Origin of the sequence: Sphingopyxis sp. Geo25, from assembly GCF_949769135.1 — a bacterium.
Lineage (GTDB): Bacteria > Pseudomonadota > Alphaproteobacteria > Sphingomonadales > Sphingomonadaceae > Sphingopyxis.
This window is the reverse complement of the sequence record NZ_CATKOZ010000007.1, coordinates 125,210-150,401: the sequence shown is the minus strand read 5'-3', so window position 1 is coordinate 150,401 and position 25,192 is coordinate 125,210. Positions and strand designations below refer to the sequence as shown.

At 65.3% G+C, this 25,192-nt stretch carries 26 protein-coding genes; 15 read left to right on the top strand and 11 right to left on the bottom strand.

What is annotated here, in order from left to right:
- Window positions 1–43 precede the first annotated feature (43 nt).
- The 3 genes from QOL68_RS16495 to QOL68_RS16485 form a co-directional block, all read right to left on the bottom strand.
- Window positions 44–1,447, bottom strand: coding sequence for an NAD(P)H-dependent flavin oxidoreductase (locus tag QOL68_RS16495; protein WP_282950139.1), 1,404 nt, complete (start codon window positions 1,445–1,447; stop codon window positions 44–46).
- Between the two features lie 100 nt (window positions 1,448–1,547).
- Complete coding sequence (locus QOL68_RS16490; protein WP_282950138.1) at window positions 1,548–2,717, bottom strand: glycosyltransferase; 1,170 nt, start codon at window positions 2,715–2,717, stop codon at window positions 1,548–1,550.
- Complete coding sequence (locus tag QOL68_RS16485; RefSeq protein WP_282950137.1) at window positions 2,690–3,565, bottom strand: alpha/beta fold hydrolase; 876 nt, start codon at window positions 3,563–3,565, stop codon at window positions 2,690–2,692. The genes QOL68_RS16490 and QOL68_RS16485 overlap by 28 nt, the downstream gene beginning before the upstream one ends.
- A gap of 163 nt (window positions 3,566–3,728) precedes the next feature.
- Between QOL68_RS16485 and astD the strand changes: the two genes are divergently transcribed.
- The 6 genes from astD (at window position 3,729) to QOL68_RS16455 (ending at window position 9,221) form a co-directional block, all read left to right on the top strand.
- The gene (gene astD / locus QOL68_RS16480; protein WP_282950136.1) at window positions 3,729–5,174 is read left to right on the top strand and encodes a succinylglutamate-semialdehyde dehydrogenase; all 1,446 of its coding nucleotides are present in this window, start codon (window positions 3,729–3,731) and stop codon (window positions 5,172–5,174) included.
- Between the two features lie 133 nt (window positions 5,175–5,307).
- Window positions 5,308–6,096 carry a uroporphyrinogen-III C-methyltransferase gene (cobA, locus tag QOL68_RS16475; RefSeq protein WP_282950135.1) on the top strand — a complete coding sequence of 263 codons (789 nt, stop codon included), beginning with the start codon at window positions 5,308–5,310 and terminating at the stop codon, window positions 6,094–6,096.
- Window positions 6,093–6,389, top strand: coding sequence for a DUF2849 domain-containing protein (locus QOL68_RS16470; protein WP_282950134.1), 297 nt, complete (start codon window positions 6,093–6,095; stop codon window positions 6,387–6,389). Before cobA ends, QOL68_RS16470 begins: the two co-directional genes overlap by 4 nt.
- A 1-nt stretch (window position 6,390) precedes the next feature.
- The gene (locus QOL68_RS16465) at window positions 6,391–8,022 is read left to right on the top strand and encodes a nitrite/sulfite reductase (protein ID WP_282950133.1); all 1,632 of its coding nucleotides are present in this window, start codon (window positions 6,391–6,393) and stop codon (window positions 8,020–8,022) included.
- Window positions 8,015–8,428, top strand: a complete 414-nt coding sequence (locus QOL68_RS16460) for a DUF934 domain-containing protein (RefSeq protein ID WP_058454778.1) — start codon at window positions 8,015–8,017, stop codon at window positions 8,426–8,428. Before QOL68_RS16465 ends, QOL68_RS16460 begins: the two co-directional genes overlap by 8 nt.
- Entirely contained in the window at window positions 8,421–9,221 is an 801-nt protein-coding gene (locus QOL68_RS16455; protein ID WP_204994070.1) for a phosphoadenylyl-sulfate reductase, read from the top strand. The genes QOL68_RS16460 and QOL68_RS16455 overlap by 8 nt, the downstream gene beginning before the upstream one ends.
- A gap of 32 nt (window positions 9,222–9,253) precedes the next feature.
- Here QOL68_RS16455 and QOL68_RS16450 read toward each other — a convergent pair whose 3' ends face one another.
- Complete coding sequence (locus QOL68_RS16450) at window positions 9,254–10,765, bottom strand: replicative DNA helicase (protein WP_282950132.1); 1,512 nt, start codon at window positions 10,763–10,765, stop codon at window positions 9,254–9,256.
- Between the two features lie 131 nt (window positions 10,766–10,896).
- Between QOL68_RS16450 and QOL68_RS16445 the strand changes: the two genes are divergently transcribed.
- From QOL68_RS16445 to QOL68_RS16410, 8 genes are all read left to right on the top strand, one after another.
- Window positions 10,897–11,394 (top strand): UPF0262 family protein, encoded by a 498-nt coding sequence (locus tag QOL68_RS16445; RefSeq protein ID WP_282950131.1) that lies wholly within the window; start codon window positions 10,897–10,899, stop codon window positions 11,392–11,394.
- A gap of 2 nt (window positions 11,395–11,396) precedes the next feature.
- Window positions 11,397–12,146, top strand: coding sequence for a glycoside hydrolase family 25 protein (locus QOL68_RS16440; protein ID WP_282950130.1), 750 nt, complete (start codon window positions 11,397–11,399; stop codon window positions 12,144–12,146).
- Window positions 12,143–12,592, top strand: coding sequence for a cytidine deaminase (locus tag QOL68_RS16435; protein ID WP_282950129.1), 450 nt, complete (start codon window positions 12,143–12,145; stop codon window positions 12,590–12,592). Before QOL68_RS16440 ends, QOL68_RS16435 begins: the two co-directional genes overlap by 4 nt.
- Window positions 12,593–12,753: 161 nt before the next feature.
- Window positions 12,754–13,308 carry a dCTP deaminase gene (gene dcd / locus QOL68_RS16430; RefSeq protein ID WP_058454783.1) on the top strand — a complete coding sequence of 185 codons (555 nt, stop codon included), beginning with the start codon at window positions 12,754–12,756 and terminating at the stop codon, window positions 13,306–13,308.
- Window positions 13,309–13,465: 157 nt separating this feature from the next.
- The gene (locus QOL68_RS16425) at window positions 13,466–15,187 is read left to right on the top strand and encodes a cellulase family glycosylhydrolase (RefSeq protein WP_282950128.1); all 1,722 of its coding nucleotides are present in this window, start codon (window positions 13,466–13,468) and stop codon (window positions 15,185–15,187) included.
- Window positions 15,188–15,257: 70 nt separating this feature from the next.
- Window positions 15,258–15,746 (top strand): DoxX family protein, encoded by a 489-nt coding sequence (locus tag QOL68_RS16420; RefSeq protein WP_282950127.1) that lies wholly within the window; start codon window positions 15,258–15,260, stop codon window positions 15,744–15,746.
- Window positions 15,747–15,818: 72 nt separating this feature from the next.
- Complete coding sequence (locus QOL68_RS16415; protein WP_282950126.1) at window positions 15,819–16,985, top strand: saccharopine dehydrogenase family protein; 1,167 nt, start codon at window positions 15,819–15,821, stop codon at window positions 16,983–16,985.
- A gap of 7 nt (window positions 16,986–16,992) precedes the next feature.
- Window positions 16,993–17,793: an acyl-CoA thioesterase gene (locus QOL68_RS16410; protein WP_282950125.1), complete on the top strand. Its 801-nt coding sequence runs from the start codon at window positions 16,993–16,995 to the stop codon at window positions 17,791–17,793.
- Here QOL68_RS16410 and QOL68_RS16405 read toward each other — a convergent pair.
- From QOL68_RS16405 to QOL68_RS16385, 5 genes are all read right to left on the bottom strand, one after another.
- Window positions 17,784–19,130: a sensor histidine kinase gene (locus tag QOL68_RS16405; RefSeq protein ID WP_282950124.1), complete on the bottom strand. Its 1,347-nt coding sequence runs from the start codon at window positions 19,128–19,130 to the stop codon at window positions 17,784–17,786. The two genes, QOL68_RS16410 and QOL68_RS16405, sit on opposite strands and share 10 nt — an antisense overlap.
- Window positions 19,127–19,855, bottom strand: coding sequence for a response regulator (locus tag QOL68_RS16400; RefSeq protein ID WP_204994088.1), 729 nt, complete (start codon window positions 19,853–19,855; stop codon window positions 19,127–19,129). Before QOL68_RS16400 ends, QOL68_RS16405 begins: the two co-directional genes overlap by 4 nt.
- A 136-nt stretch (window positions 19,856–19,991) precedes the next feature.
- Window positions 19,992–20,594: an EF-hand domain-containing protein gene (locus QOL68_RS16395; RefSeq protein WP_282950123.1), complete on the bottom strand. Its 603-nt coding sequence runs from the start codon at window positions 20,592–20,594 to the stop codon at window positions 19,992–19,994.
- A gap of 172 nt (window positions 20,595–20,766) precedes the next feature.
- Window positions 20,767–21,849 carry a 2OG-Fe(II) oxygenase gene (locus QOL68_RS16390; protein WP_282950122.1) on the bottom strand — a complete coding sequence of 361 codons (1,083 nt, stop codon included), beginning with the start codon at window positions 21,847–21,849 and terminating at the stop codon, window positions 20,767–20,769.
- A 203-nt stretch (window positions 21,850–22,052) separates the two neighbouring features.
- Complete coding sequence (locus QOL68_RS16385; protein ID WP_082657675.1) at window positions 22,053–22,226, bottom strand: DUF1328 family protein; 174 nt, start codon at window positions 22,224–22,226, stop codon at window positions 22,053–22,055.
- A gap of 235 nt (window positions 22,227–22,461) precedes the next feature.
- Between QOL68_RS16385 and QOL68_RS16380 the strand changes: the two genes are divergently transcribed.
- Window positions 22,462–23,706 (top strand): bifunctional alpha/beta hydrolase/OsmC family protein, encoded by a 1,245-nt coding sequence (locus QOL68_RS16380; RefSeq protein ID WP_282950121.1) that lies wholly within the window; start codon window positions 22,462–22,464, stop codon window positions 23,704–23,706.
- 41 nt (window positions 23,707–23,747) lie between these two features.
- On the opposite strand, the gene QOL68_RS16375 is transcribed toward QOL68_RS16380, so the two are convergent.
- Entirely contained in the window at window positions 23,748–24,275 is a 528-nt protein-coding gene (locus QOL68_RS16375) for a hypothetical protein (protein WP_282950120.1), read from the bottom strand.
- Window positions 24,272–25,099, bottom strand: a complete 828-nt coding sequence (locus QOL68_RS16370; RefSeq protein ID WP_282950119.1) for a TetR/AcrR family transcriptional regulator — start codon at window positions 25,097–25,099, stop codon at window positions 24,272–24,274. The genes QOL68_RS16375 and QOL68_RS16370 overlap by 4 nt, the downstream gene beginning before the upstream one ends.
- Window positions 25,100–25,192: the final 93 nt, after the last annotated feature.

Below are 25,192 nucleotides of genomic sequence, written 5' to 3'. Positions count from 1 at the left end.
GACCGCTCTGGATTGCTTCGCTTCGCTCGCAAGGACGGGGAGATCAATCCCCCGTCAAAATCCGGTCGACCAGCTGCTTCACCGTCGGGGTGAAGTTGTTCGAATAAAAGGGATCGGTCTTGAAGTTGAATGCGGCGTGCCCCGCGAACATCAGATTCTGTTCGACGTCGCCGCCGTGCGCGATGTCCTGCAGCGTCTTCTGGATGCAGAAGCTGCGCGGGTCGGCGAGATAGCCGGTCGAATAATCGTCATGGTCCTTCCATGCCGAAAAGCCGCAGTGCGAAAGGCAGCCCATGCAGTCGGCCTGGTCCTTGCGGATTACGCTTTTGTCGGTATCGGTGACGAAGACAACGGTGTTGTCGGGGGTCTTGAGCGCTTCGGTATAGCCCTCCGCAACCCAATCGCGCGCGCGGTCGCGGTCGTGCGGGGTGACCCAGAAATTCTTGCCCTTCACCCCGACGTCGAGCTGGACGACATGGTCGCCCGCTTCCTGCTTCGAATAGGGAATCTGGCGTTCCGAACGCGCTTCGAGATCGCGGAGGAACGGGTTGCGCACGGCGCTCGAATAGAAGCCGGTCGGCGAGAAGCGGTGGAGCAGCACGTCGCCCTCGTCGAGGGTGCGGAGGCGGTCCTTCCACTCCTGCGGGATCGGGCTTTCCTCGGTCAGCAGCGGACGCGTGCCGTACTGAAAGACGATCTGGCCGAGTTCGGGATTGCCGATCCAATGCTCCCAGTCGCGCAAGTACCAGACGCCGCCGGCCATCACGATCGGCACGTCGTCCGAAATTCCCTCGGCGCGCATCGTGTCGCGCAGCGCCTTGACTCGCGGATAGGGATCCTCGGGCTTGCGTGGATCCTCGGCATTCGACAGGCCGTTGTGACCGCCCGCAAGCCACGGATCCTCGTACACCACCGCCGCCATCAGGTCGGCGACCTTGTGATAGGCGCGCTTCCACAGCGCGCGGAAGGCGCGCGCCGACGAGATGATCGGCAGGTAATTCACATTGTGCTTCGCCGCGATCTCGCTGAGCTTGTACGGCATCCCCGCGCCGCAGGTCACGCCGGTCACGAGGCCCCTGGTCTTTTCGAGCACGCCCTCGAGCACCTGCTGCGCGCCGCCCATTTCCCAGAGCACATTGATGTTGATCGCGCCCTTGCCGCTCGCGATGTCATAGGCGCGCCGCACCTGTTCGACCGCGCCGTCGATCGCATATTGGATGAGTTCCTGGTGACGCTCCTTGCGCGTCGCAGCGCGATAGATTTGCGGAATGACATTGCCGTCGGCGTCGTAGCTGTCGGCATTGACCGCCGAAACGGTACCGATCCCGCCCGCCGCCGCCCATGCGCCGCTCGACATATGGTTGGTCGCCGATACGCCCTTGCCACCCTCGACGAGCGGCCACACTTCACGGCCACCGTAAAGGATGGGCTTCAAACCTTTGAACACACTAAACCTCTTTCTCTCCGCCTGGCCTTCGTCGCGCCGGAACCCCCGTCTACCGCTTCCGTAAGCGGAAGCCGGCCATGAAAGTCAATGGGGGCGCCTCCTATTCCCCGGAGAAAAGGCTGCGACCCTTGAGCGCGCGACCATAGAGATTTTCATAGGCCGCGACCATGATTGATTCGTCGAAGCGCGCCGCCGCGACATCGCGGTTTGCGTGGCCGATGCGCGCGCGAAGCGCAGCGTCTTCGGTCAATGTTGCCAAGGCCTTGCGGAAGGCGGCCTCGTCGGCAGCGACGAAGGGGTAATTCTGCCCCGACACCATTGCCGCGACGTCGCCGACGTCGGGGCTGACCACGGGCAAGCCTGCCGCCATCGCCTCGATCACCGCGATCGGCGCCTGTTCGCTCCGCGACGACAGCGCGAGCATATCGAAATGGCCGATCCAGCGTGCGGGCTCGGCCATGAAGCCGGGCATGACCAGCCGGTCGGCGATCCCGGCAGCGGCCGCCTCGGCGGCGATCGCCGCACGCTCGGGCCCTTCGCCGACAATCACCAGCCGGACATTGCCCGGCAGCGTGGCGACGGCGCGGACGAGCCGCGGCAAATCCTTGACCTTGCGCAGCCCGGCAACGGTGCCGATCACCACTTCGCCCTTCCGCCGCTCGAACCCCGGGATCGGCACGTCGGGACCGCGCGCGTAAGCGGCAACGTCGATCCCGTTGCGGATCAGTTGCACGCGCCGCCGTTTGCGCCATTCGTCGGCGGCGATCCGTTCGAGTTGCATCGACGGCACAACCAGCGCCTCGGTCGTCGGCAGCGCGGCATAGCGGAACCAGTTGCGCTTCCGGTTGCGACGGAGGCTCTCATCCTCGTTGAAGCCGTCTTCGTGATGGATCATCGGCGGCAGGTGCAGGAAGGGCGAGAATATCCGGTGCGCCATCACCCCGTCCATCGCGCCCCAATTATAGCTGAGTACCAGATCGAAGCGCCGCATATAGCGCGCGAGCGCGCGATAGCGCGACGGCCCGGGCTTGCCATGGAGCGGAGGTGCATCGGCTGGGAAACGCACGTCGATGCCGGGGTCAATCGCAGCGCGCGCGTCCAGCGCGTCGGGCATCGCCGACAGGATGACATGCCGCGCACGCGGCCCCATCAGGTTCATCAGCCGGATAGCGCGCGCCTCCTTCCCGCCCAGCGAAAAGCCGGAATGGAGGTGCAAGATCCGCACGGGGGCGCTGTTGCCCGTCACGTCGGCGGCAGGTCCGATATCCACATATCGATCGCGGCGCGCGCTTCGCCCTCGTCCATCGTCGGGGCGTGGCCGACGTGCGGCACCTCGACGAGCCGCGCTTTGGGCAAGGCATCCGCCATCTTGCGTGCCGCTCCGGCCGACACGATGTCCGACAGCGCCCCGCGCAGGATCAGCACCGGAACATCACCGAGCGCCTGATAGGCCGGCCACAGGTCGACCCCCGCGTCGCCGCCGTTCGGCACGCGCAGCGGTGCAGCGATCTGCTTGTCGTAGTCGGTGACGATCCGCCCTTCCTGCGTCAGCCGGTGCGTGCGTTTGGTGATGCGCAGCCAGTCGTGGATGTCATAGGCGGGATAGATAGCGGCGTTAAGCTCACCATAAGCGCGCGCCGCGTGGATCCACGTCGGCTGGCTGCCGCCCGCGCCGATATAGTCGCGGATACGGTCGAGCCCCGCCTTTTCCAGCTCGGGCCCGACATCGTTGAGCACCGCCCCGACGATCCGTCCCGGCTGGGTCGCCGCGAGAAGCATCGAAACGAGCCCGCCCAGCGACGTGCCGACCGTCGCGAACCGCTCGATCGCCAGCTCGTCCAGCAGCGCGACCACGTCCTGCACATAGGTGAGCGGGACGTAGGTCATCGGATCCTTGGCATAGGCGCTCTCGCCGCGACCGCGGAATTCGGCGACGATCACCCGCCGTTTCGCCGCCATGTGCGGGGCGAGCGCCTCGAAATCGCGGGCGTTACGCGCGAGACCCGGCATACAGAGGATCGGCGGGGCGGCCTCGCTGCCCTTCGGCCCCGCATAGATGCGCGCGTGCAGGCGGACGCCGTCGTGCGACCACCAATAATGGTCGTCCCAGTCGCGCATGATGTCCTGCCTTGCCGAAATCGCGCGTCCCCTTCTCGTCGCCGCAACCATCGCCCCTCGCGCGTCTATCGCCGCCCAGCGCGCCCGGCGCAAGCCATCCGTCGCATCGGCGCGGTCAGGCCGGTTGCCGCCATCTGCTTTCACCGATAAGAGGCGGGGGACCATGAGCGACACGCTGCTTTCCTTCGAACCCGCGACCGGCAACGAACTGTGGCGCGGGGCGGCGAGCGATGTCGACCGGGAAGTCGCGATCGCGCGCGGCGCTTGGCCCGCATGGGCGTCGAAGGCGGTTGCCTTCCGCTCCGAAGCGCTCCGCCGCTTTGCCGACCGGGTGAAGGCCGAAGGCGAAGTGCTCGCCGACCTGATCGCGCGCGAGACGGGGAAGCCGCTGTGGGAGGCGCGGACCGAAGTCGAATCGGTCGCAAACAAGGTCGATATCTCGATCAAGGCCTATGCCGAACGCACGCCCAACCGCCGTATCGAGGGCGCCATGGGGCTACGCAATGCAGTGCGCCACAAGCCGCACGGCACGCTTGCGGTCCTCGGTCCCTATAATTTTCCAGCGCATCTGCCGAACGGCCATATCGTCCCCGCGCTGCTCGCGGGCAATTCGGTGGTGTTCAAGCCCTCCGAAAAGACGCCCGCGGTTGGCGCGAAACTTGTCGAGCTGTTCCACAGCGCGGGCGTGCCCGAAGAGGTGCTGCGCCTGGTCATCGGCGGCCCCGACGCCGGCAAGGCGCTTGCCGGCCATGACGGGCTGGACGGGCTGCTGTTTACGGGGTCTGCGCGCACCGGGGTCGCGCTCAGCCGCCAGTTCGCCGACAAGCCGGGCAAGATCCTCGCGCTCGAAATGGGCGGCAACAATCCGGTCGTGGTGTGGGACACCGCCGACATCGCGACCGCCGCCATATTGGTGGTGCAATCGGCTTTCCTGAGCGCCGGGCAGCGTTGCAGCAACGCGCGCCGCCTGATCGTCAAGGAAAGCATGGCGGAGCCGCTTCTCGAAGCGGTCAAGACGCTGTCGAACCGGCTGATCGTCGACCATCCGCACGCCGACCCCGCGCCCTATATGGGGCCGGTGATCGACAATGAGGCGGCCGACCATCTGACCGAAAGCTTCCTGATCCTGATGTCGAACGGCGGGCAGGTCATCCGCCATATGTCGCGGCCGGTCGCCGGCAGGCCTTTCCTCACGCCTGGCATCATCGATGTGACGGCAATGCCGGAGCGGCCTGATGTCGAGCATTTCGGCCCGCTGTTACAGGTGGTTCGCGTCGAAAGTTTCGAGGCCGCGATCGCCGAGGCGAACAATACGAGCTTCGGCCTCTCGGCCTCGCTGATCGGCGGCACGCCGCAGCTTTACGACCAGTTCTGGGCGAATGCGCGCGCGGGTGTGATCAACTGGAATCGCCCGACGAACGGCGCGTCATCGGCAGCCCCCTTTGGTGGCATCGGGCTGTCGGGCAACCACCGCCCGAGCGCCTTCTACGCCGCCGACTATTGCGCCTACCCGGTCGCGAGCGCCGAAAGCGACGCGATGCGGGCGTCGATCGGGGTCGGGCTTCGCGATCCCGAAGGGTCGCAGCTTGTAACCAAGAAGTATCTTTAGTGTCCTGACCCTGAGACAGTCTCGTCACCCCGGACTTGATCCGGGGTGACGGCGTATTGAGGCAATTTTACCTTCATCACCGTCAATAAAGCCTGCTTTGCCATTCGCGGCATGCTGGACCACCTATCATGCCATGGAAAAGTCTCTCCCTTCTGCGGGCAAGCTCTGGCTCGTCGGCGCCGGTCCGGGCGACCCAGACCTTTTGACCTTGCGCGCCGCGCGACTGCTGCAGAGCGCCGACCTTGTCGTTCATGACGGGCTGGTTGGCGACGGCGTACTCGCGCTGATCCCCGCGCCCATCGAACGGATCAGCGTCGCCAAGCAGCGCAGCCGCCATACGATGAAGCAGGAGCTGATCAACGAATTGCTCGTGCGTGAAACGCTCGCGGGCAAACAGGTCGTGCGCCTGAAGGGCGGCGATCCGTTCATCTTCGGGCGCGGCGGTGAAGAACTCGACGCGGCGCGCGAAGCGGGCATCGCGGTCGAGGTCGTCCCCGGCATTACCGCCGCGGCGGGCTGCGCCGCGCAGGCCGGCCTCCCCCTCACCCACCGCGAGGATGCGAGCGCGGTCACCTTCGTCGCGGGTCAGTGCAAGGATCTGACCGATCAGGACTGGTCGGGGCTCGCGGGACATGGCCGCACCCTGGTCATCTACATGGGCCTTGCGACCGCCAATGCGATCGCCGACAAGCTGATCGCCGACGGCGTTTCACCCGACCTGCCCGTCGCGGTGGTCGAGCGCGGGACCACCGCCGAAGCGCGCGTCCTTCGCACGCTGCTGACCGACCTCGGCGACCTTGTCGCGCGCGAACGGGTCGCCAGTCCGGCGCTGATCATCGTCGGCAAGGTTGTGGCGCGCGCGGACGCGCTCGATTGCCTCGGCGCACCTGGCGTCGCGGCTCAAATAAGGGACTTCACATGAAACTGCTCACGGGCAACGACCTGAAGACAGGATTTGTCACCTGGTGGACCGGCGCCGACTGGTCCCTCCACATCGAGGACGCCGCCGATGTCGGCGAGCATGGCGAAGCGATCCTCGCCATCGAGGAGGCCGCGCGCCGCGTCAACGCACCCTATATCATTGCGGGCGAGCAAACCGCCGACGGCCCCCGCCCCGCGCACATCAAGGACCGCATCCGCGCATTGGGCCCGACCGTGCGCCCCGACCTGACACTGAAACCCGCCGATCCCACGGCCGGCGACTGGGTGATCTGACATGTATAAATATGACGAATATGACCATGCGATGGTCGCTGCCCGCGTCGCCGAGTTTTCGGACCAGGTGAAGCGCCGCCTTTCCGGGGAAATCACCGAGGACCAGTTCAAGCCGCTGCGCCTGATGAACGGGCTCTATCTTCAGCTCCATGCCTATATGCTACGCGTTGCGGTGCCCTACGGCACGCTCGACAGCCGCCAGATGCGGATGCTCGCCCACATCGCGCGCAAATACGACCGCGATTACGGCCATTTCACCACGCGCCAGAATATCCAGTATAACTGGATCAAGCTGGAGGACGCGCCCGCGATCCTCGCCGACCTCGCATCGGTCGAAATGCACGCGATCCAGACGAGCGGCAATTGCATCCGCAACATCAGTTCGGACCAGTGGGCCGGCGCCGCCGCCGACGAGATCACCGACCCACGCCCGTGGGCCGAGTTGCTCCGCCAATGGTCGAGCTTCCACCCCGAATTCAGCTATTTGCCACGCAAATTCAAAATTGCGGTGATTGCTGCGGACGAAGATCGCGCCGCGATGCGCCTCCACGACATCGGCATCCAGATCGTCGAGCGGGACGGTGTCCACGGCGCCGCTTTCTACGTCGGCGGCGGAATGGGCCGCACCCCGATGATCGCGCCGCTGATCAAGGATTTCGTACCGCTCGAGGACATGCTGAGCTATGCCGAAGCGTGCCTGCGCGTCTACAATCGCTACGGGCGCCGCGACAATATCTACAAGGCGCGGATCAAGATCCTGATCCACGAGCTCGGCGCCGACGAATATCGCCGGCAGGTCGAGGAAGAATTTGCGCATGTGAAGTCGCTCGGCATCGACCCGCCCAAGGCTGAATTCGACCGCATCGCGAAGCAATTCGCGCCGCCCGCGCTCGACGCCTCGGCCCCCGACGCGATCGACCGCAGCGATCCCGACTTCGCTGTGTGGGTCGATCAGAATGTCGCCGCGCACAAGGTGGCTGGCCACGCGATCGTCAACATCAGCCTGAAGCCGATCGGCGGAATCCCCGGTGACGCCAGCTCGGCGCAAATCGACCTGATGGCCGACCTTGCCGAACAATACAGCCACGACGAACTCCGGGTAACCCACGCGCAGAACATCGTGCTGCCGCACGTCCGCAAGGCCGATCTCTACACGATCTGGCAAGCGCTCGACGCCGCGGGGCTCGCGACGCCCAACCTCGACCTGATCAGCGACATCATCGCCTGCCCCGGCCTCGATTATTGCAGCCTCGCCAACGCACGCTCGATCCCGGTCGCGCAGAAGATTGCGACGCGCTTCTCGGACCTCGGCCGCCAGAAGGAACTCGGCGAGCTGAAGCTCAAGATTTCGGGCTGCATCAACGCCTGCGGGCACCACCACGCCGGCCACATCGGCATCCTCGGGGTCGACCGCAAGGGCACCGAAAATTACCAGCTGCTGCTCGGTGGATCGGGCGCGGAGGATGTGTCGCTCGGCACAATCACCGGACCCGGCTTCGACGAGGACGGCATCGTCGACGCGATCGAGCGCGTGACCGACAGATATCTCGCCGAACGCGCAGAAGGCGAACGCTTCGTCGACACCTTCCGCCGCGTCGGCATGGCCCCCTTCAAGGAGGCGATCTATGGTTGAGCATCTGCATAGCGACGGCGAAGAACCCTGCGTCACGCTCGACGCCTTCCTGTCGCAGTCGAACGCCACCGCGGTGCGGCTCGAGCCCGACGAGGATGCGCGCGCGCTGATCCCGCATCTCGACCGGCTCGCGCTGATCGAAGTCGCCTTCCCGAAATTCCGCGACGGCCGCGGCTACAGCTCGGCGCGCATCCTGCGCGAGGCTGGCTATACGGGCGAACTGCGCGCGCAGGGCGACGTCCTCGTCGACCAGATCGCCTATATGAAGCGCTGCGGCTTCGACACGTTCGCGCCCGAAAAGCCGCTCAATCCGGCCGATGTGGAGGCGGCGCTGACGCGCTGGCCCGAACATTATCAGGGCGCCGCCGACGGCGCGGTGCCGATATGGAAATTAAGGCATGGCTGACGTGAAAGTCTCTCCCCCCGAGGCCGGCGACCGCACCCGCGACCGGATCGACGTGGCACCGCGTTTCACGCAGGCCGACGTCATCCGCCTCAACAATCTTTTCCGCGGCCAGGACGCGGCGGAGGTCGTAGTGAGCGTGATCGGCGCGGGGTTGCTGGGCGAGACCGCGATCGTGTCGAGCTTCGGTGCCGAAAGCGCGGTGTTGCTGCATCTGGTGAGCCGCGTTGCGCCCGACATGCCGGTGCTCTTCCTCGACACCGGCAAGCATTTTCCCGAGACGCTCGCCTATCGCGACGAACTGGCTTCGAAGCTCGGCCTCAATATCGTCAATCTGACGCCCGACGCCGAGGAACTGGCAGCAAAGGATGCCACCGAGCTGCGCTGGTCGTACGACCCCGATGGCTGCTGCGAAATCCGCAAGGTGAAGCCGCTCGAAAGGGCCCTGGCCGATTTCGACACCTCGATCACCGGACGCAAGGGCTTTCAGTCCTCGACTCGTACCGGCCTGCCGCGCTTCGAGCTCGACGGCAGCACCGGCCGCCTGAAGTTCAACCCGCTCGCCAACTGGAGTCGCGACGACCTCGACGCCTATTTCGACGCGCACGACCTGCCGCGCCATCCGCTGGAATCGCAAGGCTATCCCTCGATCGGCTGCTCGCCGTGCACATCGAAGGTCCAGCCGGGCGAAGACCCGCGCTCGGGCCGCTGGCGCGGCTGGGACAAGACCGAATGCGGTATCCACACCGCGGTCACCCCGATCGACGACGATCCCGCGAACGATCCGGCTTTCTGATCACCTCGTCATTGCGAGCGAGCGGTCAGCGCCTACTCATAATCCGCATAGGCCTGACTCTCGTCCGCCAGGTCACTGAACTTGGTCGTCTTCGCCTCGAAGTGCATCCGAATCTTGCCCGTCGAACCGTGACGCGATTTGGCGACGATCACCTCGGCGAGGCCGAAGACGCGTTCCATCTCGGCCGCCCATTCCTCGTGCGCGGCGTGGATCTTCACATCGTCGCCCTCGACGGGGCGCTTGGGCTCGCGCGCCGCGACATAATAATCCTCGCGGAACACGAAGAGGACCATGTCGGCGTCCTGCTCGATCGAGCCCGATTCACGAAGGTCGGAGAGCTGCGGGCGCTTGTCCTCGCGGCTTTCGACCTGTCGGCTGAGCTGCGACAGCGCCATCACGGGGACATTAAGTTCCTTCGCCAACGTCTTCAGACCGCGTGAGATTTCCGAGATTTCCTGCACGCGATTGTCACCGCTCTTCGACGAACCCTGGAGCAGCTGCAGATAGTCGACGATGATGAAGCCGATGCCGTGACGGCGCTGCAGGCGGCGCGCGCGGGTGCGCAGGCTCGCGATCGTCAGGCCCGGCGTATCGTCGATGAACAGCGGCAGGGTCTGCAGCGCCTGCGCGGCGCGGCTGAGCTGCTGAAACTGCTCCTTGCTGATCTTGCCCATACGCAGCGCCTCGCCCGACACCCCCGACTGTTCGGCGAGGACGCGCGTCGCGAGCTGATCGGCCGACATTTCGAGGCTGAAGAAGGCGACTTTCGCGCCCATATTCTTCTCGGGCGGAATACCGTCCTCTTCATCGCGGCGAAAACGCTCGGCGGCATTGTACGCGATGTTGGTCGCAAGCGAGGTCTTGCCCATGCCCGGACGCCCGGCGAGGATCATCAAGTCCGAATTGTGCATACCGCCGATCTTGGCGTTCATGCTGGCAATGCCGGTGGTGATCCCCGACAGATGGCCGCCCGAATTGAGCGCACGTTCCGCCGCCTGCAGCGCGGTGAGGCTAGCCGTGCTGAAGCTCTTGACCGATCCCATCTCGGCCTCGCCGCCCGCGACGCGATAGAGCGCGGTTTCGGCCTCCTCGATCTGGGCGTGCGGATCGACGCTCTCGCTCGTGTCGAGCGCGCTGTCGACGAGCGTGCGGCCGACACCGATCAGTTCGCGGAGCAGCGCGAGATCGAAAATCTGCCGAGCGAAGTCGCGCGCGCCGATCAGGCCCGCGCCGCTGCCGGTCAGCTGTGCGAGATAGCCGACCCCGCCGACCGCCTTCATCGCCTCGTCATTCTCGAAGAAAGGTTTCAGCGTGACCGGCGTCGCGATGCTGTTTCGCTCGATCAGCGCCATCGTCTGCGCGAAGATGCGGCCGTGCAGCGGCTCGAAGAAATGTGCGGCGTGCAATTGCACGGGCAGATCCTCGACGACTCGGTTGTCGATCAGGATCGCACCGAGAAAGGCCGCTTCTGCCTCGATATTCCGGGGTAATTGGCGTTCTTCCCCGGCGGGAGCCGGGGTGGGAATCAGGGCTAGTTCTGGCATGGCGACCTTCATGCGTTGCCACCTCTGGCGGTGCAACAAGCGATGCCCGCATCCCTAACATAGTTGTGGGTTGCTGTGAATAAGTCGCCCCCTTGCCCTTCACGCCCGGCCAAGTAGAAGCTCTTCGCAACATGACCGTCGCCGATCCCTCGCAGCAGCGCATCATCTCGATCGACCTCGACGAGGGGTCTATCGTCTGGCGCAACCCCGATGTCGAGCAGGAGCGGCGCGTCGCGATCTTCGACCTGCTCGAAGAGAATAAGTTCGTGCCCCAGCGCGGCCACCCCGACGGTTATGCCGGCCCCTATCGGCTGAGGTTGCGGGTCGAGGAAGGGCGCCTGATCTTCGAGATCAGCCGCGAGGACGGTTCGCCGCTGGAGGCTATCATCCTCGGCCTTGGCCGCTTTCGCCGTCCGATCCGCGACTATTTTGCGATCTGCGACTCATATTATCAGGCGATCAAGACCGCGACCGCGCAGCAGATCGAGACCGTCGACATGGCGCGCCGCGGCCTCCACAACGAGGCGGCGGAGATGCTGATGGACCGGCTCGACGGCAAGATCGCGGTCGATTTCGACACGGCGCGGCGGCTGTTCACGCTGATCTGCGTGCTCCACATCAAGGGCTGAGCATGGCGACGCGCGCAGCGAAACGACCGGTCAAGGCAGACGGCAACTGGCGCGGCGCGATCGCGCATTTCCTGCGCCGCACCGCGGGACTGATCCTGCTCGCCGTACTCTTGGCGGGCCTTGCCCTGTGGTGGGCGGCGCGCTGGACCCCGAGCCGCGACCTCTATCCGCTGCAGGGCGTGACGATCAGCGCCGACAATGGCGAGGTTCATTGGGGATCGATCAAGGCCGCGGGCGCCGATTTCGCCTATGTCGCCGCGACAGATGGCGCGAGCGGGGTCGACCCGATGTTCGCACGCAACCTGTCGGGCGCGCGCGAGGTCGGGATCCAGGCAGGCGCGATCCATCGCTACAGCCTCTGCCAGCTTGCGACCGATCAGGCCGCGAACTTCATCCGCCACGTCCCGCGCCGCGCCGACGCGCTGCCCGCCGTCGTCTGGCTCGACTATGACGATCGCTGTCCGGACCGGCCGACGCGGGCGCTGCTGCTGTCCGAACTCGCGACCTTCCTCGCGCAGATCGAAGCGCATACCGGCAAGCGCAGCCTGATCGCGCCCGGCCCGTCGTTCGAAAGCGATTACAAGGTAACGCGGGGAATCGCGCGCACCACATGGCTGCGCCGCGATTTCTTCGAGCCAGACTATGGCGCGCACCCCTGGGCGATGTGGCAAGCGAACCACTATATTCGCCTGACCGGCGCCGACGGCACCGTCGGCTGGAACGTGCTGCGCCCGGAAGGAGAGACGCCATGAGCGAGACCCGCGATGCCCTGATCGCCGCCGCGCGCGACGCCGCGAGCCGCGCCTATGCCCCTTATTCGGGCTTTCACGTCGGCGCGGCGCTGTTGCTCAAGAACGGCGACGTCGTCACCGGCGCCAATGTCGAGAATGCGAGCTATGGCCTGACGCTCTGCGCCGAGACGGCGGCGGTCGCGAAGATCGCCAACGAAGGCTGGATCGGCGAACTCGCCGAGGTTGCGATCATCGGCGGGCGCCCCGACGGCGGCGACCTGATCGGCAGCGATCCGGTCAATCCATGCGGCCGCTGCCGCCAGATATTGAACGAGGCGGCCGAGCGGTCGAAGACCGACATACTCGTCCACTGCGCCTCGGGCGACGGCTCGGCGGTGAACAGCTACAGGCTCAGCGAATTGCTTCCAGCCGCCTTCGGACCGAAGGACTTAGGGCTCGTCAAATAATCGCCGTGCCCCTGCGAAGGCAGGGGCCCATCACCGGCGCTCTCCTTTTACAGCACGCTCGGTGGTGAACGCCACGGCAGAAGATGGGCCCCTGCCTTCGCAGGGGCACATGGAGGCACTGACCGCTTGCGCGAAGCGCGGCTGCCCGACAAGACAGCGGCATGAGCATTCTTTCGGACAAATGGATTCGCGAAGCCGCCCTCAATCAGGGCATGATCGAGCCTTTCGTGGAGGCGCAGCGCCGCGACGGCTGCATCAGCTACGGCCTCTCCTCCTATGGCTATGACGCGCGCGTCGCGCCCGAATTCAAGATATTCACGAACATCGACAGCACCACGGTCGATCCCAAGGCGTTCGATCCCAAAAATTTCGTCGATCGCGAAACCGATGTCTGCATCATCCCGCCGAACAGCTTTGCGCTCGCCCGCACGGTCGAGTATTTCCGGATTCCGCGCGACGTGCTCGTCATCTGCCTCGGCAAATCGACCTATGCGCGCTGCGGCATCATCGTGAACGTCACCCCGCTCGAACCCGGCTGGGAGGGGCATGTGACGCTCGAATTCTCGAACACCACCCCGCTGCCCGCCAAAATCTATGCCAATGAAGGCGCGTGCCAGTTTCTGTTCCTGCAGGGTAACGAGCCGTGCGAGACGAGTTACGCCGACCGCGCGGGCAAATATATGGGGCAGAAGGGCGTCACCCTCCCAAAACTCTAATGCATCGTCATTGCGAGCGGAGCGAAGCAATCCCGGGCGTTCTTACGCAAACCCTGGATTGCCGCGTCGCCTCCGGCTCCTCGCAATGACGAAGATAGGTTGCGCCTCGCGCCAAAATTGATAACGTTCCCATAAATCCATAACCGGGGACGAGGACATGAAATTCGGGTCGATTGCGCTCGCGCTCGCAGCGCTGCTTTCCTCCACCAACGCGCACGCCGAAGGCTGGCTGAGGGCCGAGGGCACGAAGATCGTCGATGACAGCGGCCAGCCGGTCATTCTGCGCGGCATGGGACTCGGCGGCTGGATGCTGCAGGAAGGCTATATGCTGAAGCTCGGCGAGATCGGGCAGCAACACAGAATCCGCGCGAAGCTCGTCGAACTGGTCGGCGAGGAGCGCACCGCCGCATTCTACCGCGCCTGGCTCGATAATCACACGACGGAAGCCGATATCGAACAGATGGCGAAATGGGGCTTCAATTCGGTGCGCCTGCCGATCCATTTCGACCAGCTCACCCTCCCCTCCGACAAAGAGCCCAAGGCCGGTGAAGATACCTGGCTCGAGGATGGCTTCCAGCGCATCGACCGCCTGCTCGAATGGAGCCGGAAGCACGGCATCTACCTGATCCTCGACCTCCACGCAGCGCCCGGCGGCCAGGGCAACGATCTCGCCATCTCAGACCGCGATCCGACCAAGCCCTCCTTGTGGGAGAGCGCGGAGAACCAGCGCAAGACCGTCGCGCTGTGGAAGAAGCTCGCAGCCCGTTACAAGGACGAACCGTGGATCGGCGCCTATGACATGATCAACGAGCCCAACTGGAGCTTTGCGACGCCCGGCAAGGGCAATGGCTGCGACGAGACGGAGAACAAGGGCGTCTGGGAGCTCCAGCAGCGCATCACCAAGGCGATCCGCGAGGTCGACCAAAGGCATATCGTGATCATCGAAGGCAATTGCTGGGGCAATAATTACAGGGGCCTGCCGCCTGCGTGGGACGCCAATATGGCGATCAGCTTCCACAAATATTGGAACCGCAACGACGAAGCGAGCATCGCCGACATCAAGAAGCTGCGCACAAGCTACGGCCGCCCGATCTGGTTCGGCGAGTCGGGAGAGAACAGCAATGTCTGGTATCGTGACGCGATCGCGCTGGTCGAAGGCGAAGGCATCGGCTGGAATTTCTGGCCATTGAAGAAAATCGGTTTCAACCAGCCGCTCGAGATCGACCCCGGCCCGGGCTGGGCAAAAATCGTCGCCTGGGCGACCGGCAAGGGCCCGAAGCCCGATGCCGACACCGCCTATGCGGCGATGATGACGCTCGCCCGCAACAGCCGTTTCGACCGGAATGTTCCAAAGCCAGATGTCATCGACGCGATGTTCCGTCAGCCGCATGACGCAAGCTACAGGGCCTTTTCTCCGCGCACGCTCGACAAGGGCGTGCTGACGATCCGCGCCGTCAATTACGACCTCGGCCCCGCCGGCGTCGCCTATCACGACAGCGCCGACGCCAATTATCATGTCGCGACCGGCGGCGAACGAACGCCGTGGAACAATGGCACGACCTATCGCAACGATGGCGTCGACATCGCGCGCGCCGCGGACGGCAGCCCCTATGTCGGCGACTTCGTCACCGGCGAATTCATGCGTTACAGCGCGGACGTCGCAAGGCCGGGTCGCTGGACCGTCACCGCACGCGTTCGCTCCGCCAAGGGCGGCCGCATCGGCATCGACGAGCGCGGCGTCATAATCGCTGCCGGCGCCGCATGGCAGACGATCAAACTCGCCGAGATCGACCTCCCCGCCGGCTCCGGTAGCGCGATGCTGCGCGCAATCGATTGCACCGACTGCGAGGTCGAGAGTCTGAGCTTCACACCGCGCTGATCGGGAACCGATTGCCTTCGCCGCGCGTCCTGTCTGCACCAGCGGGCGGGGCGCACGTGGAGGAGGCCCTATGTCCATGATCGCCGTCTTCATCGGCCGCCTGTTCATCGCCGTGATTTTCATCGTGTCGGGGATCAACAAGCTGATCCATGTTTCCGACACCAACGCGATGATATCCGCCGCGGGCCTCCCCGGCGGCCTCGCTGTTCCCACAGGGCTGTTCGAGCTGATCGCCGGCATCTGTATCGCGCTCGGCATCTACGCACGTCTCTTCTCGATCCTGCTGGCCGGTTTCGTGCTCCTGACCATTCTCTTCTTCCACCGCGACTTCACCGACCCGATGCAGGCGATGGCGGCGATGAAGAATCTCGCGATTGCCGGCGGTCTCCTTTGCCTGTTCGGCTATGGCAACACGCGCTGGAGCTATGATGCACTCCGCCGCCGCGGGCACGACGAGATCGCGGCGCATGAGGCCGAACTCCGCGCCGCGCGTGCGGAAGGGCGCGCCGAAGCCATCGATGCGCCGGTGGTCGCCCGCCGCCCCTGGTGGCGCCGCTGACGCTTCGCGCTTGGCATCGCGCGCCGTCTGCGCTAGCCTCTACTTAACGTTTACGTAAAGGGAGGGTTTGCCATGGCGTCCCGCGATCTCGACATCGTCGTTTACGGCGCGACCGGTTTCACCGGCCGCCTCGTCGCCGAATATTTCGCGCATCACTACAAGGGCCGCAAGGACGCGCCGAAGTGGGCGATGGCGGGGCGCAGCCTCGCCAAGCTGGCCGAGGTGCGCGACCTGATCGGCGCCGGCGAGGAAACGCCGTTGATCGTCGCCGACGCCAGCGATCCCGCGAGCCTCGATGCAATGGCCGCGAGCACCAAGGTCGTGCTGACCACCGTAGGCCCGTATCAGCTTTACGGCAACGAACTCGTCGCCGCCTGCGTCCGCGCGGGCACCGCCTATGCCGACCTTTGCGGTGAGCCGGGCTGGATGCGCGAGATGATCGACACGCATGAGGCTGCCGCAAAGGCCTCCGGTGCGCGCATCACCTTCTCGTGCGGCTTCGACTCGATCCCCTTCGACCTCGGGGTCCATTTCCTGCAGGCGGAAGCGGTGAAGCGCCACGGCAAGCCCGCGCCGCGCGTCAAGGGCCGCGTTCGCAAGATGGCGGGCGGCGCCTCGGGCGGCACGATCGCGAGCCTGACCGAGACGCTCAAGGCGATCGCGAAAAAGCCCTCGCTCGCGCTGCTGCTCAAATCCTCCTTCGCGTTGACCCCGGGCTTCGAGGGACCGTCGCAGCCGACCGGCCTCGTCCCCGAATATGACAGCGCGACCGGCACCTGGACCGCGCCCTTCGTGATGGCGCCGATCAACACCAAAAATGTCCATCGCACCAACTTCCTGCTCGGTCACCCGTGGGGCGAGGATCTCGTCTATGACGAGATGGTGATGACGACGATCGGCGACGCCGGCAAGGCGATGGCCGAAGCGATGGCGAAGGCGAACCCGTTCGATCCGAGCATCAAGCCCGGTGAAGGCCCGAGCAAGGAGGAGCGCGAGAACGGCTTCTACGATGTCCTGTTCATCGGCGAATATCCCGACGGCGCGACGGTGCGCGCCAGCGTGCAGGGCGACCGCGATCCGGGCTACGGTTCGACGTCGAAGATGCTCGCCGAGACAGGGATGGCGCTGCTCGAAAACAAGGGCGCGGGCGGTATCTGGACGCCGGGGGCGCTGCTTGGGGACAAGCTGATCGAACGGCTCACCGCCAATGCCGGACTGACGTTCCAGATCGAAGAATAGGATAAAGATGACGACCTCTCCCGGCGCGCTCGACGCGCTTCTCTCCACGCTGCGCGTCGAAGGCGACGCCGTGACCGCGCATATCGACGAAGGCTGGATGCAGGGCCGCACCGCCTATGGCGGGATCAGCTCGGCGGTTGCGCTCGCAGGCGCGATGGCGCTCCATCCCAGCGAGGCGCCGCTGCGCTATGCGCAGATCAGCTTCGTCGGCCCGGTCGGCGGCGATTGCACGGTGAATACCCGCGTGTTGCGCCAGTCGAAGTCTAGCCTCTTCATCGACGCGGGCGTGTCGAGCGACCAGGGCTTTGGCACCGCTGCGGTCTTCGCCTTCTCGGGCGAGCGCACGAGCCACCTCGATCACAACCGGCTGACGATGCCCGACGCGCCTGCTCCCGAAACGCTCGAGCCGGTCCCCGAGCACAAGGCGCGCCCGTCTTTCGTCCGGCATTTCGATATGCGCCCGACCACCGGGCCGCGCTTCGCCTGGAAAAGCGATGTCGGCGAATATCTGACCTGGGTGCGCTTTGTCGAGCAGCCGGAATGCCACCCGGCGATCCAATTGCTCGCGCTCGGCGACGCGCTGCCGCCAGCGGCGATGGCGCTGTTCACCGAGTTCGGGCCGATCAGCTCGATGAACTGGACCGTCAACATGCTCGGCGGCACCCCGACGACCGATGACGGCTGGTGGCTGCTTTCGGCCAAGACAGGCTACGCGCGCGGCGGCGTGTCGGTGCAGGACATGATGCTGTGGAACCGCGCCGGCGAACCGGTGCTGAGCGGTAGCCAGGCGATCGCGATCTACGCCTGAACGGGCAGCTCGATCACTGCATCGAGCCCGCCGCCGGCACGGTTCGCCAGCGTCAGCGCCCCGCCCTCGCCCTCGGCAATCTCGTGCGCGATCGAGAGGCCGAGGCCAGCCCCACCGGTCGCCCGGTTGCGCGATTGCTCGCCGCGCGCGAATGGTTCGACAAGCGTCCGTATCTGTTCCTCGGTCAGACCCGGACCATCGTCGGAGACGATGATCTGCGTCCGGCCGGCTGCAGCGGTCACCGACAGCCGCGCGCGCGCCCCATAGGCGAGGGCGTTGTCCGACAGATTGCGCAGCGCGCGCTTGAGCAGCATCGGGCGAACGAGGACATGGACGTCGGCGACATCGCCGTCCGCCACATCCATGCCGCGCTCCTGATAATCGGCCACAAGTTCGCCGATCAGTTCCCGGATCGGGACGCGTTCCTGCGCTTCGGTCCCGGAGCCCGATCGCGCGAGCGCCAATATGTCGGTCAGCATCGCGGTCATCTCGTCGATGCTGGCGATCATCTTGTCGCGCAATCTGTCGTCCTCGACTCCCTCGACGCGGACGCGGAGACTGGCCAGCGGCGTGCGAAGATCGTGGCCGACCGCGCCGAGCATCCGGTCCTTGTCGGACAGCATGGTCGCAATGCGCGTGCGATAGGCGTTGAACGCCGCGATCAGGTCGCGCACGTCGGACGGCCCTTCCTCCTCGAGCGGGGTCGTGTCGCGCAACGCCGGATTGCTGCGCGCAGCGCGCGTCAGGTCGCGCAGCGGGCGCGCCGCGCGATATGCGATCACCATGATCGGGATCAAAAGCAGCAGGTAGAGCGTCAACGTCTGCCAGACCAGAAAACCCGACAGACGGTTGCCCCCGGCCGCGATGCGCGAGCGCACCGCGAAATACCGCCCGTCGACCTTGGCGACGACGACGACCGCACGGTCGGGGAACGCCGCGCGCTGCAGCCGCTGCCGCGACCTCGGCGGGAGCGCCCAGGCCTCGACCATATCGGCATGGATATTCGTGTCGTCGAGCAGTCCCGCAACATAGTTCGAAAGCTCGGGAAGACGCACTGCGCCCGCAGGAAGCCGCGGCGGCGTTTCGGAAATCATCAGCTTTTGCGCGCGCTCGCGTGATTCTTCGTCACGCGGCGGCCCGCGAAACTCGCCGCGCCGGTCGCGTTCGATCGCATCGATAACGCGCGCGACCGCCATGCCGCCGCCGTGCGCCAGCGTCTGCTGCTTCATCCCCCGCGACAGCAGGACGAAATTGATCGCCTGCGCAAGAAACAGCATCACCGCGACCGCAAAGACGAGCTGGCCGACAAGGCTCCGGGGCCAGAGACGGAGTTTCACGCGGCCGGGCCCAGGCGCTTGACCTCGCAGGCGAGCGTATAGCCCCCGCCCCACACGGTCTTGACGATTTGCGGATGCGCCGGATCGTCCTCGATCTTCTTGCGGAGACGGCTCACGAGATTGTCGATCGCGCGGTCGAAGATATCGGCCTCGCGCCCGCGGACGAGGTCGAGCAGCCGGTCGCGGCTCATGACCTGTCGCGGGTGGCGCACCAGCGCGTGAAGCAGATGATATTCGCCCGACGACAGCGCGACCTCTTCGCCGGCCTCGTCGACGAGCACGCGCTCGACCTCGCGAAGAACCCACGGCCCGAACGCATAACTCGTGCCGTTGCGGTCCAGTGCGCGGCCGGCCGTCTGGGTGCGGCGCAACACGGTGCGGATGCGCGCCACCAGTTCGCGCGGGTTGAAGGGTTTGACGACATAATCGTCGGCGCCGATTTCCAGCCCGATGATCCGCTCGGTATCCTCGGCGCGCGCGGTGAGGAGGATGACGGGAATACTGCTCGTCTCGCGCAGGTGCCGCGTGAGCGACAGCCCGTCCTCGCCGGGCATCATGATATCGCTGACGACAAGATCGACCGCCTGCGCGCGCAGCACCGACCGCGCCTCCGAAGCATTGGCGGCATCCGTGACGGCGAAGCCCTGCGCCTCCAGATATTCGGATAGCGGTTCGCGGATCGAGGGCTCGTCGTCGATCAGCAATATGCGCGGCGTGTCGGTCATCATCTGTCCGTAAAATGCAGTAGTTCGCCCACCGGTCGATTGCGACCGGTGGGCGATGCTGGCAGGGGCCGGCGGCAAAGGCAATGCCGGGAGGGGGAGGATAGCCTGCCCGTCACCGCGGCCCCGCGCCATGGGGTTATTCGCTGGCGGGAGCAGCCGGAGCGGCGGCGCGTTTCGCGCGCCATTCGCCGGCCTTCGCCTTCCACGCCTCGCGCTGCGCAGCGCGTTCCTCGGCGGTCACCTGGCCGTCCCTGTTCGCGTCGGCCGCGTCGAAACGCGCGAGCGCCGCGGTCTGGAACTCGGCCTGGCTGATCACCTTGTCGCCATCGGTATCGGCGCGCGCCATCATCATGCCGTGACCGCCGCGCTTGCCGTGATGACCGCGCATCCCGCGCTTGCCGTCACCGGCATCGGCGCGCTTCTCGGCGCGCTTCGCCACGCGATCGGCGCTGTGCTGGTCCCATTCGGCCTTGCTGATATTGCCGTCCTTGTTCGCGTCGAGACGCTCGAACATCTTGGCCTGCATATCCGCGCGCTTGGCGCTACGGTCGCTGGCGTCGAGCTTGCCGTCCTTGTTGACGTCCATCCTGGCGAACATTTCGGTCGCATGCGCCTGCGCCTCGGCGCGCGTCAGCGTACCATTGGCATCGGCGTCGCCCTTTGCCACCTGACCGGGGGCGGCGAAAACGGGTGCGGCGATCAACGCGGCACCCAGCGTCAAAAGCGAAATCTTTTTCACGTCACGAACTCCTCATGCGGGAACAAGCGCTGTTCCGATAAGGGCGTTCTAAATACGATTTGTCCCAGCGAATTGCCGGATGGGCGAAAAATTGTCGCAAATTGTCGCAAAAGCGCCGCCGCGTTCATCGGGGCGCAAGTCGCTGCGGTCCGGTATCGCTAGGGTCAGGACCCTAGCCCGCGCTATAGGCTCCGACGCCGTCGCCCAGATAGACGTTGTTTGCCTCACGCTGCGCAGCCGCGGCGTCGTCGTACAGGAACGGCAGAAAGGCATAACGCCGTCCGCGCGTCACCGGCGTTGCTTCGTGAAGCAGGCCGCAGCCGAACACGATCGCACCACCCGGCGGCGCGCGATAGGTGCGCGACCCGAATTCGGGAAAGCACAGTTCGCCGCCGTCGAAGTCATCGTTGAGGTTGATGGTGACGGCAAAACGCCGATGGGCTGTGCCCTTGGTCGTGTTGTCGCGATGCGGCCGGAAGTGTCCGCCGACCGATGCGTCGTAGCATGCGACGATATAGCGCTCCATGCGCGACGCGTCGAAATTATAGGCCAGATTGATCGCCGGCCGCACACAGTCGTTGATCCGGCCGACGAGCGAGCGGCGGAGCTCCATATCGGTGATGGTATAGTCCGATCGCCTTTTGTGGCCATGGTCGATGATCGAAACGGTTTTCCCGTCGACTTCGCGCATAAACCCCGAATCCGCGCCGCCATCGGCCTCGTAAAGATCGATGAGGTGCCGGCAAGTCGCACGATCGAGGACGCGCGGAATGCGGAGCACCGGCGCCCAGTCTTCGGGTTGGTCCTCGTCGATCAGACGGCCTGCGAGCGCCAGCGCCTCGGTCGCCTGAGACGGCGGATAGCGGCCCGCGACCCTCAGTTGGCGGTCGAGAACGGCAATATAGGCTTCGTAGCGATCCGAGCCTTCGCGACACGCGCCATAGATCGTGCTTATCGCACGGTCGTGGTCGAGGAAGTGGCGCACCCCATATTGCCCTGAAGCGATCCGGCCCGACGACACATCGCCGGGATCGTGCGTCACGGTAAACAGGCAGACGCGCGAATCGTCATAACGGTCCGACGAAAGAAGCACATCGAGCGCCGACTTGATCGCCGCATCGCGCGCCGATCCCATGAAGAACAGGATTGCGACGCGTCCCGCTATCGTATGGAAGGAATATCGCGGATTCCCGTCGAGCACCGGCGCCTTGAACCAGGGCGCCGGGACACCGAACGCCGGCTTCGGTATCGACATGGTTACAACGGAAGATTTATGCACCGCACCGCCCTCACCCGTTTTGAAGGCGGCATCCTACCATCGCGCGAAATGGGGGCACAAATGCCCAAAAGGGGTAAGCCCCACCGCCTTCCCGCGGTGGGGCTCGTCGATTCCGTCCGGGGAGCGGCACCAATGCCGCCTGTCCCGATCGTCGAGGATTGCGAAACGACCGGTCGCCGTCAAACGACCTTGCGTCCAGCGACCACGCCGAGAATGAGGAAAAGCGCGACGAGCGCCAAACCGACGAAGAACAATATCTTTGCTACGCCCGCGGCGGCCCCGGCGACACCGCCGAACCCGAGAAGTGCCGCCAGCAACGCGATCACGGCAAAGATCAAAGCCCATTTGAACATCAGACATCTCCTAACCGGCGGGCACGGAAAGCCGCCTTCCGGAGAGGCAGTAAAACGGCCCTCCAAAAGCCGGGCGATCCATCGTCGCGCCGCCTGTTCCTGCAATTCGTGTGCGCTGTTAGAACGAGAGGACGCGCCGAAAGTTCCTGTCGGCCGATCGGCATCGGCGCATTCCGCGTGACCCGTCGCCGCAACACGCGTAGCATGGCCCCGTCACCGAAGAAGGAGAAGGCGCATGGTCACGCAGCCGTTTCGGTTCCCCGGCTCGGCGGGCAAGACATTGTCGGGACGGATGGAGCTTCCCGGCGGGCGCGTGCGCGGCTGGGCGATTTTCGCCCATTGCTTCACCTGCGGAAAGGATAACCGCGCGGCGGTGCGGATCGCGCGCCTGCTCGCGCGCGAGGGCATCGGCGTGCTGCGGTTCGACTTCGCCGGTCTCGGTGAGAGCGAGGGCGATTTCGCCGACAGCCGCTTTTCGTTCGACGTGCAGGATCTGAAGGCGGCCGCGCGGGCGCTCGCGGACGACGGCAAGGCACCGTCGCTGCTGATCGGCCACAGCCTTGGCGGTGCGGCCGCGATTGCCGCGGCGGTCGACCTGCCCGCGATCCGCGCGGTCGCGACGATCAATGCGCCGTTCGATGTCGCCCATACGCTCCATCAGTTCGATCCCGCGGCAATCGCGACGATCGACGCCGAGGGCGCCGCCGACGTCCTGCTCGCCGGGCGGCGTTTCCGCGTCGGGCGCGGCCTGATCGACGATTTGCGCTCGCAGGATCAGGGCGCGCGCATCGCGGCGCTTCGTCGTCCGCTACTCGTGATGCACGCCCCGCTCGACGATACGGTCGGCATCGAAAATGCCACCAAAATCTACGTCGCGGCGCGCCATCCCAAGAGCTTCTTCTCGCTCGACGACGCCGACCATCTGCTCAGCCGCCCGCAGGACGTTCAGCGCGTCGGTTCGATGATCGCGGCTTGGGCGAGCCCCTATCTGACCCCGCCGCCCGAAGCACCCTTGCCGCCGGTTGATGCCGAAGCCGAAGAGACGGGCGACGGAAAGTTCCAGGTTGCGATCAGCACGGGCGACCATGTGTTCCTGGCCGACGAGCCGGTCAGCGTCGGCGGCGGCGGCACGGGCCCCAGCCCCTTCGACCTCCTCTCCGCCGCGCTCGCCGCCTGTACGACGATGACGCTGCGCCTCTATGCCGACGGCAAGAAATGGCCGGTAACGCGCATCCGCACCGCGGTCGGCCACCAGAAGGAGCTCGCCGATCCCCAGCCCGACCTTTTCAACGTCCGCATCTCGATCGAAGGCGCGATCGACGCCGAGCAGCGCACCCGAATGATGGAGATCGCCGAACGCTGTCCCGTTCACAAGACGCTCGAACGCGGCGCGCGCTTTACGACGGCCGAAGGCGATCCACCCGCCCCGTGCGAACCGCCCGAGGCGCATATGGAAGCGATGGACCGCGCGACCGGCTGAAGGCGTGCAACCGATCCGGCCTGCATTGGCCAACGGCGGACTCAGGCGGCCAGTGCCCGCGCAGACCCCGGTCCGAACATCACTGCGCATTGTGCCGGATTCATGAAATCGCGATAGCGTGCGGCATCGACGCTGGTCAGGACTTCGACGAGGGTCATATTGTCGATCCAGAGCTCGATCAGGCCGAAAACGCCGCCCCGTTCGCAGCGGATCGCCCGAATCCCCGCTTCCCGCGCCAGCGCGAAAATCTGTTCGTCATCGAGGCCCGTGACGATAGCGATATGGAAGGCTGACGGGCGCAAAGGGTCGCCATCGGAAATAATCTGATCCTCCCACGGCATCTGCGCCGGTTCCTCGGGAACGAGCAGAGGGTCGGCTTCCCCGACGCCGGGATGATGAGCGATGCCGACGGGATAGACCTCCACGGCCGTTCCCGAACCATCGCGCGCAACGGCGATCCACGCGCCCGGCACGACAGGAAATGTGAAAGCCTGTCCATCGATGAGGGCCGAGAACAAGAGCGCGGTCGCTTGAGGGTCGGCGGAGGGAATCGAAACATGGGCAATCATTTCATCGGATCCTTGATCTGTTCTAGAATCAGTTCGATCAGCCAGCGCGTGGCCTCCGCCGCTTCGGCGCCGTGCAAGTCCCACTGCTCGCGCAGCGAGGCCCAGGCATAGGCGCTGTGGAGAAGCTGGAGCAGCGCGGCGACTTGCCGCTTGCGCTTGCCTTCAAGCTCGGGCGCGGCATCCGCCACAATGGCAAGAAAGGCTTCCTGTCGTTCCCCGTTCAGCGCGGCGCGCATTTCGCGTCCCTGCGGCGTCGCGATGGCGGCGATGATCTGGGGGGCGACCCGATCGAAACCCGCATAGAGTTTGTCGTGCTGGCCCCGGAGCTCGCCGACGCTCGTCGGCATACCGATCCCCGGCCCCATCCGGGCGTTGATGCGTTCCCATATGCCACGCAGCAAGGCTTCGCGATTGGGGAAGTGGCGATAGACCGTCATTTCGGTAACCGCCGCGCGCTCTGCAACCGCCCTGAACGTAATGGCGCTCTGGTCCCCGTCCTCGCCAAGCAGCCCGGCGGCGGCGTCGCAAATCCGTTCGCGGGTCAGCGCCGTCTGCGCCCTGCGCAGCGAAGGCTTGGTCGGTTCAATTGATGTTTGTTCCGATACCACAATGATAGTTTTACTAACGTCAATATGGCTCCTGGTCAAGCCACGTGGCACGCCCGGCAGAGGAACGGCACGGCGCAGCGGCCGATCAAAGCCGCCTTGCGAGGAATTCAGACGATAAAAAGGGGATGGAGCGGTAGCGGGAACCGCTAAATGCCTTGAAAACGTAAGATTTGCGTCAGTCGTAATCGTTTTGATTTGCCAGATACCCCCAATCATACCCCCAAATGTGCTGGCTAGGTGCAATTACGGGCGACAGGATCGCGGCCTACCCGCCAACCCCAAGGTCAGCGGAGACCGGTCCCAAGCGCG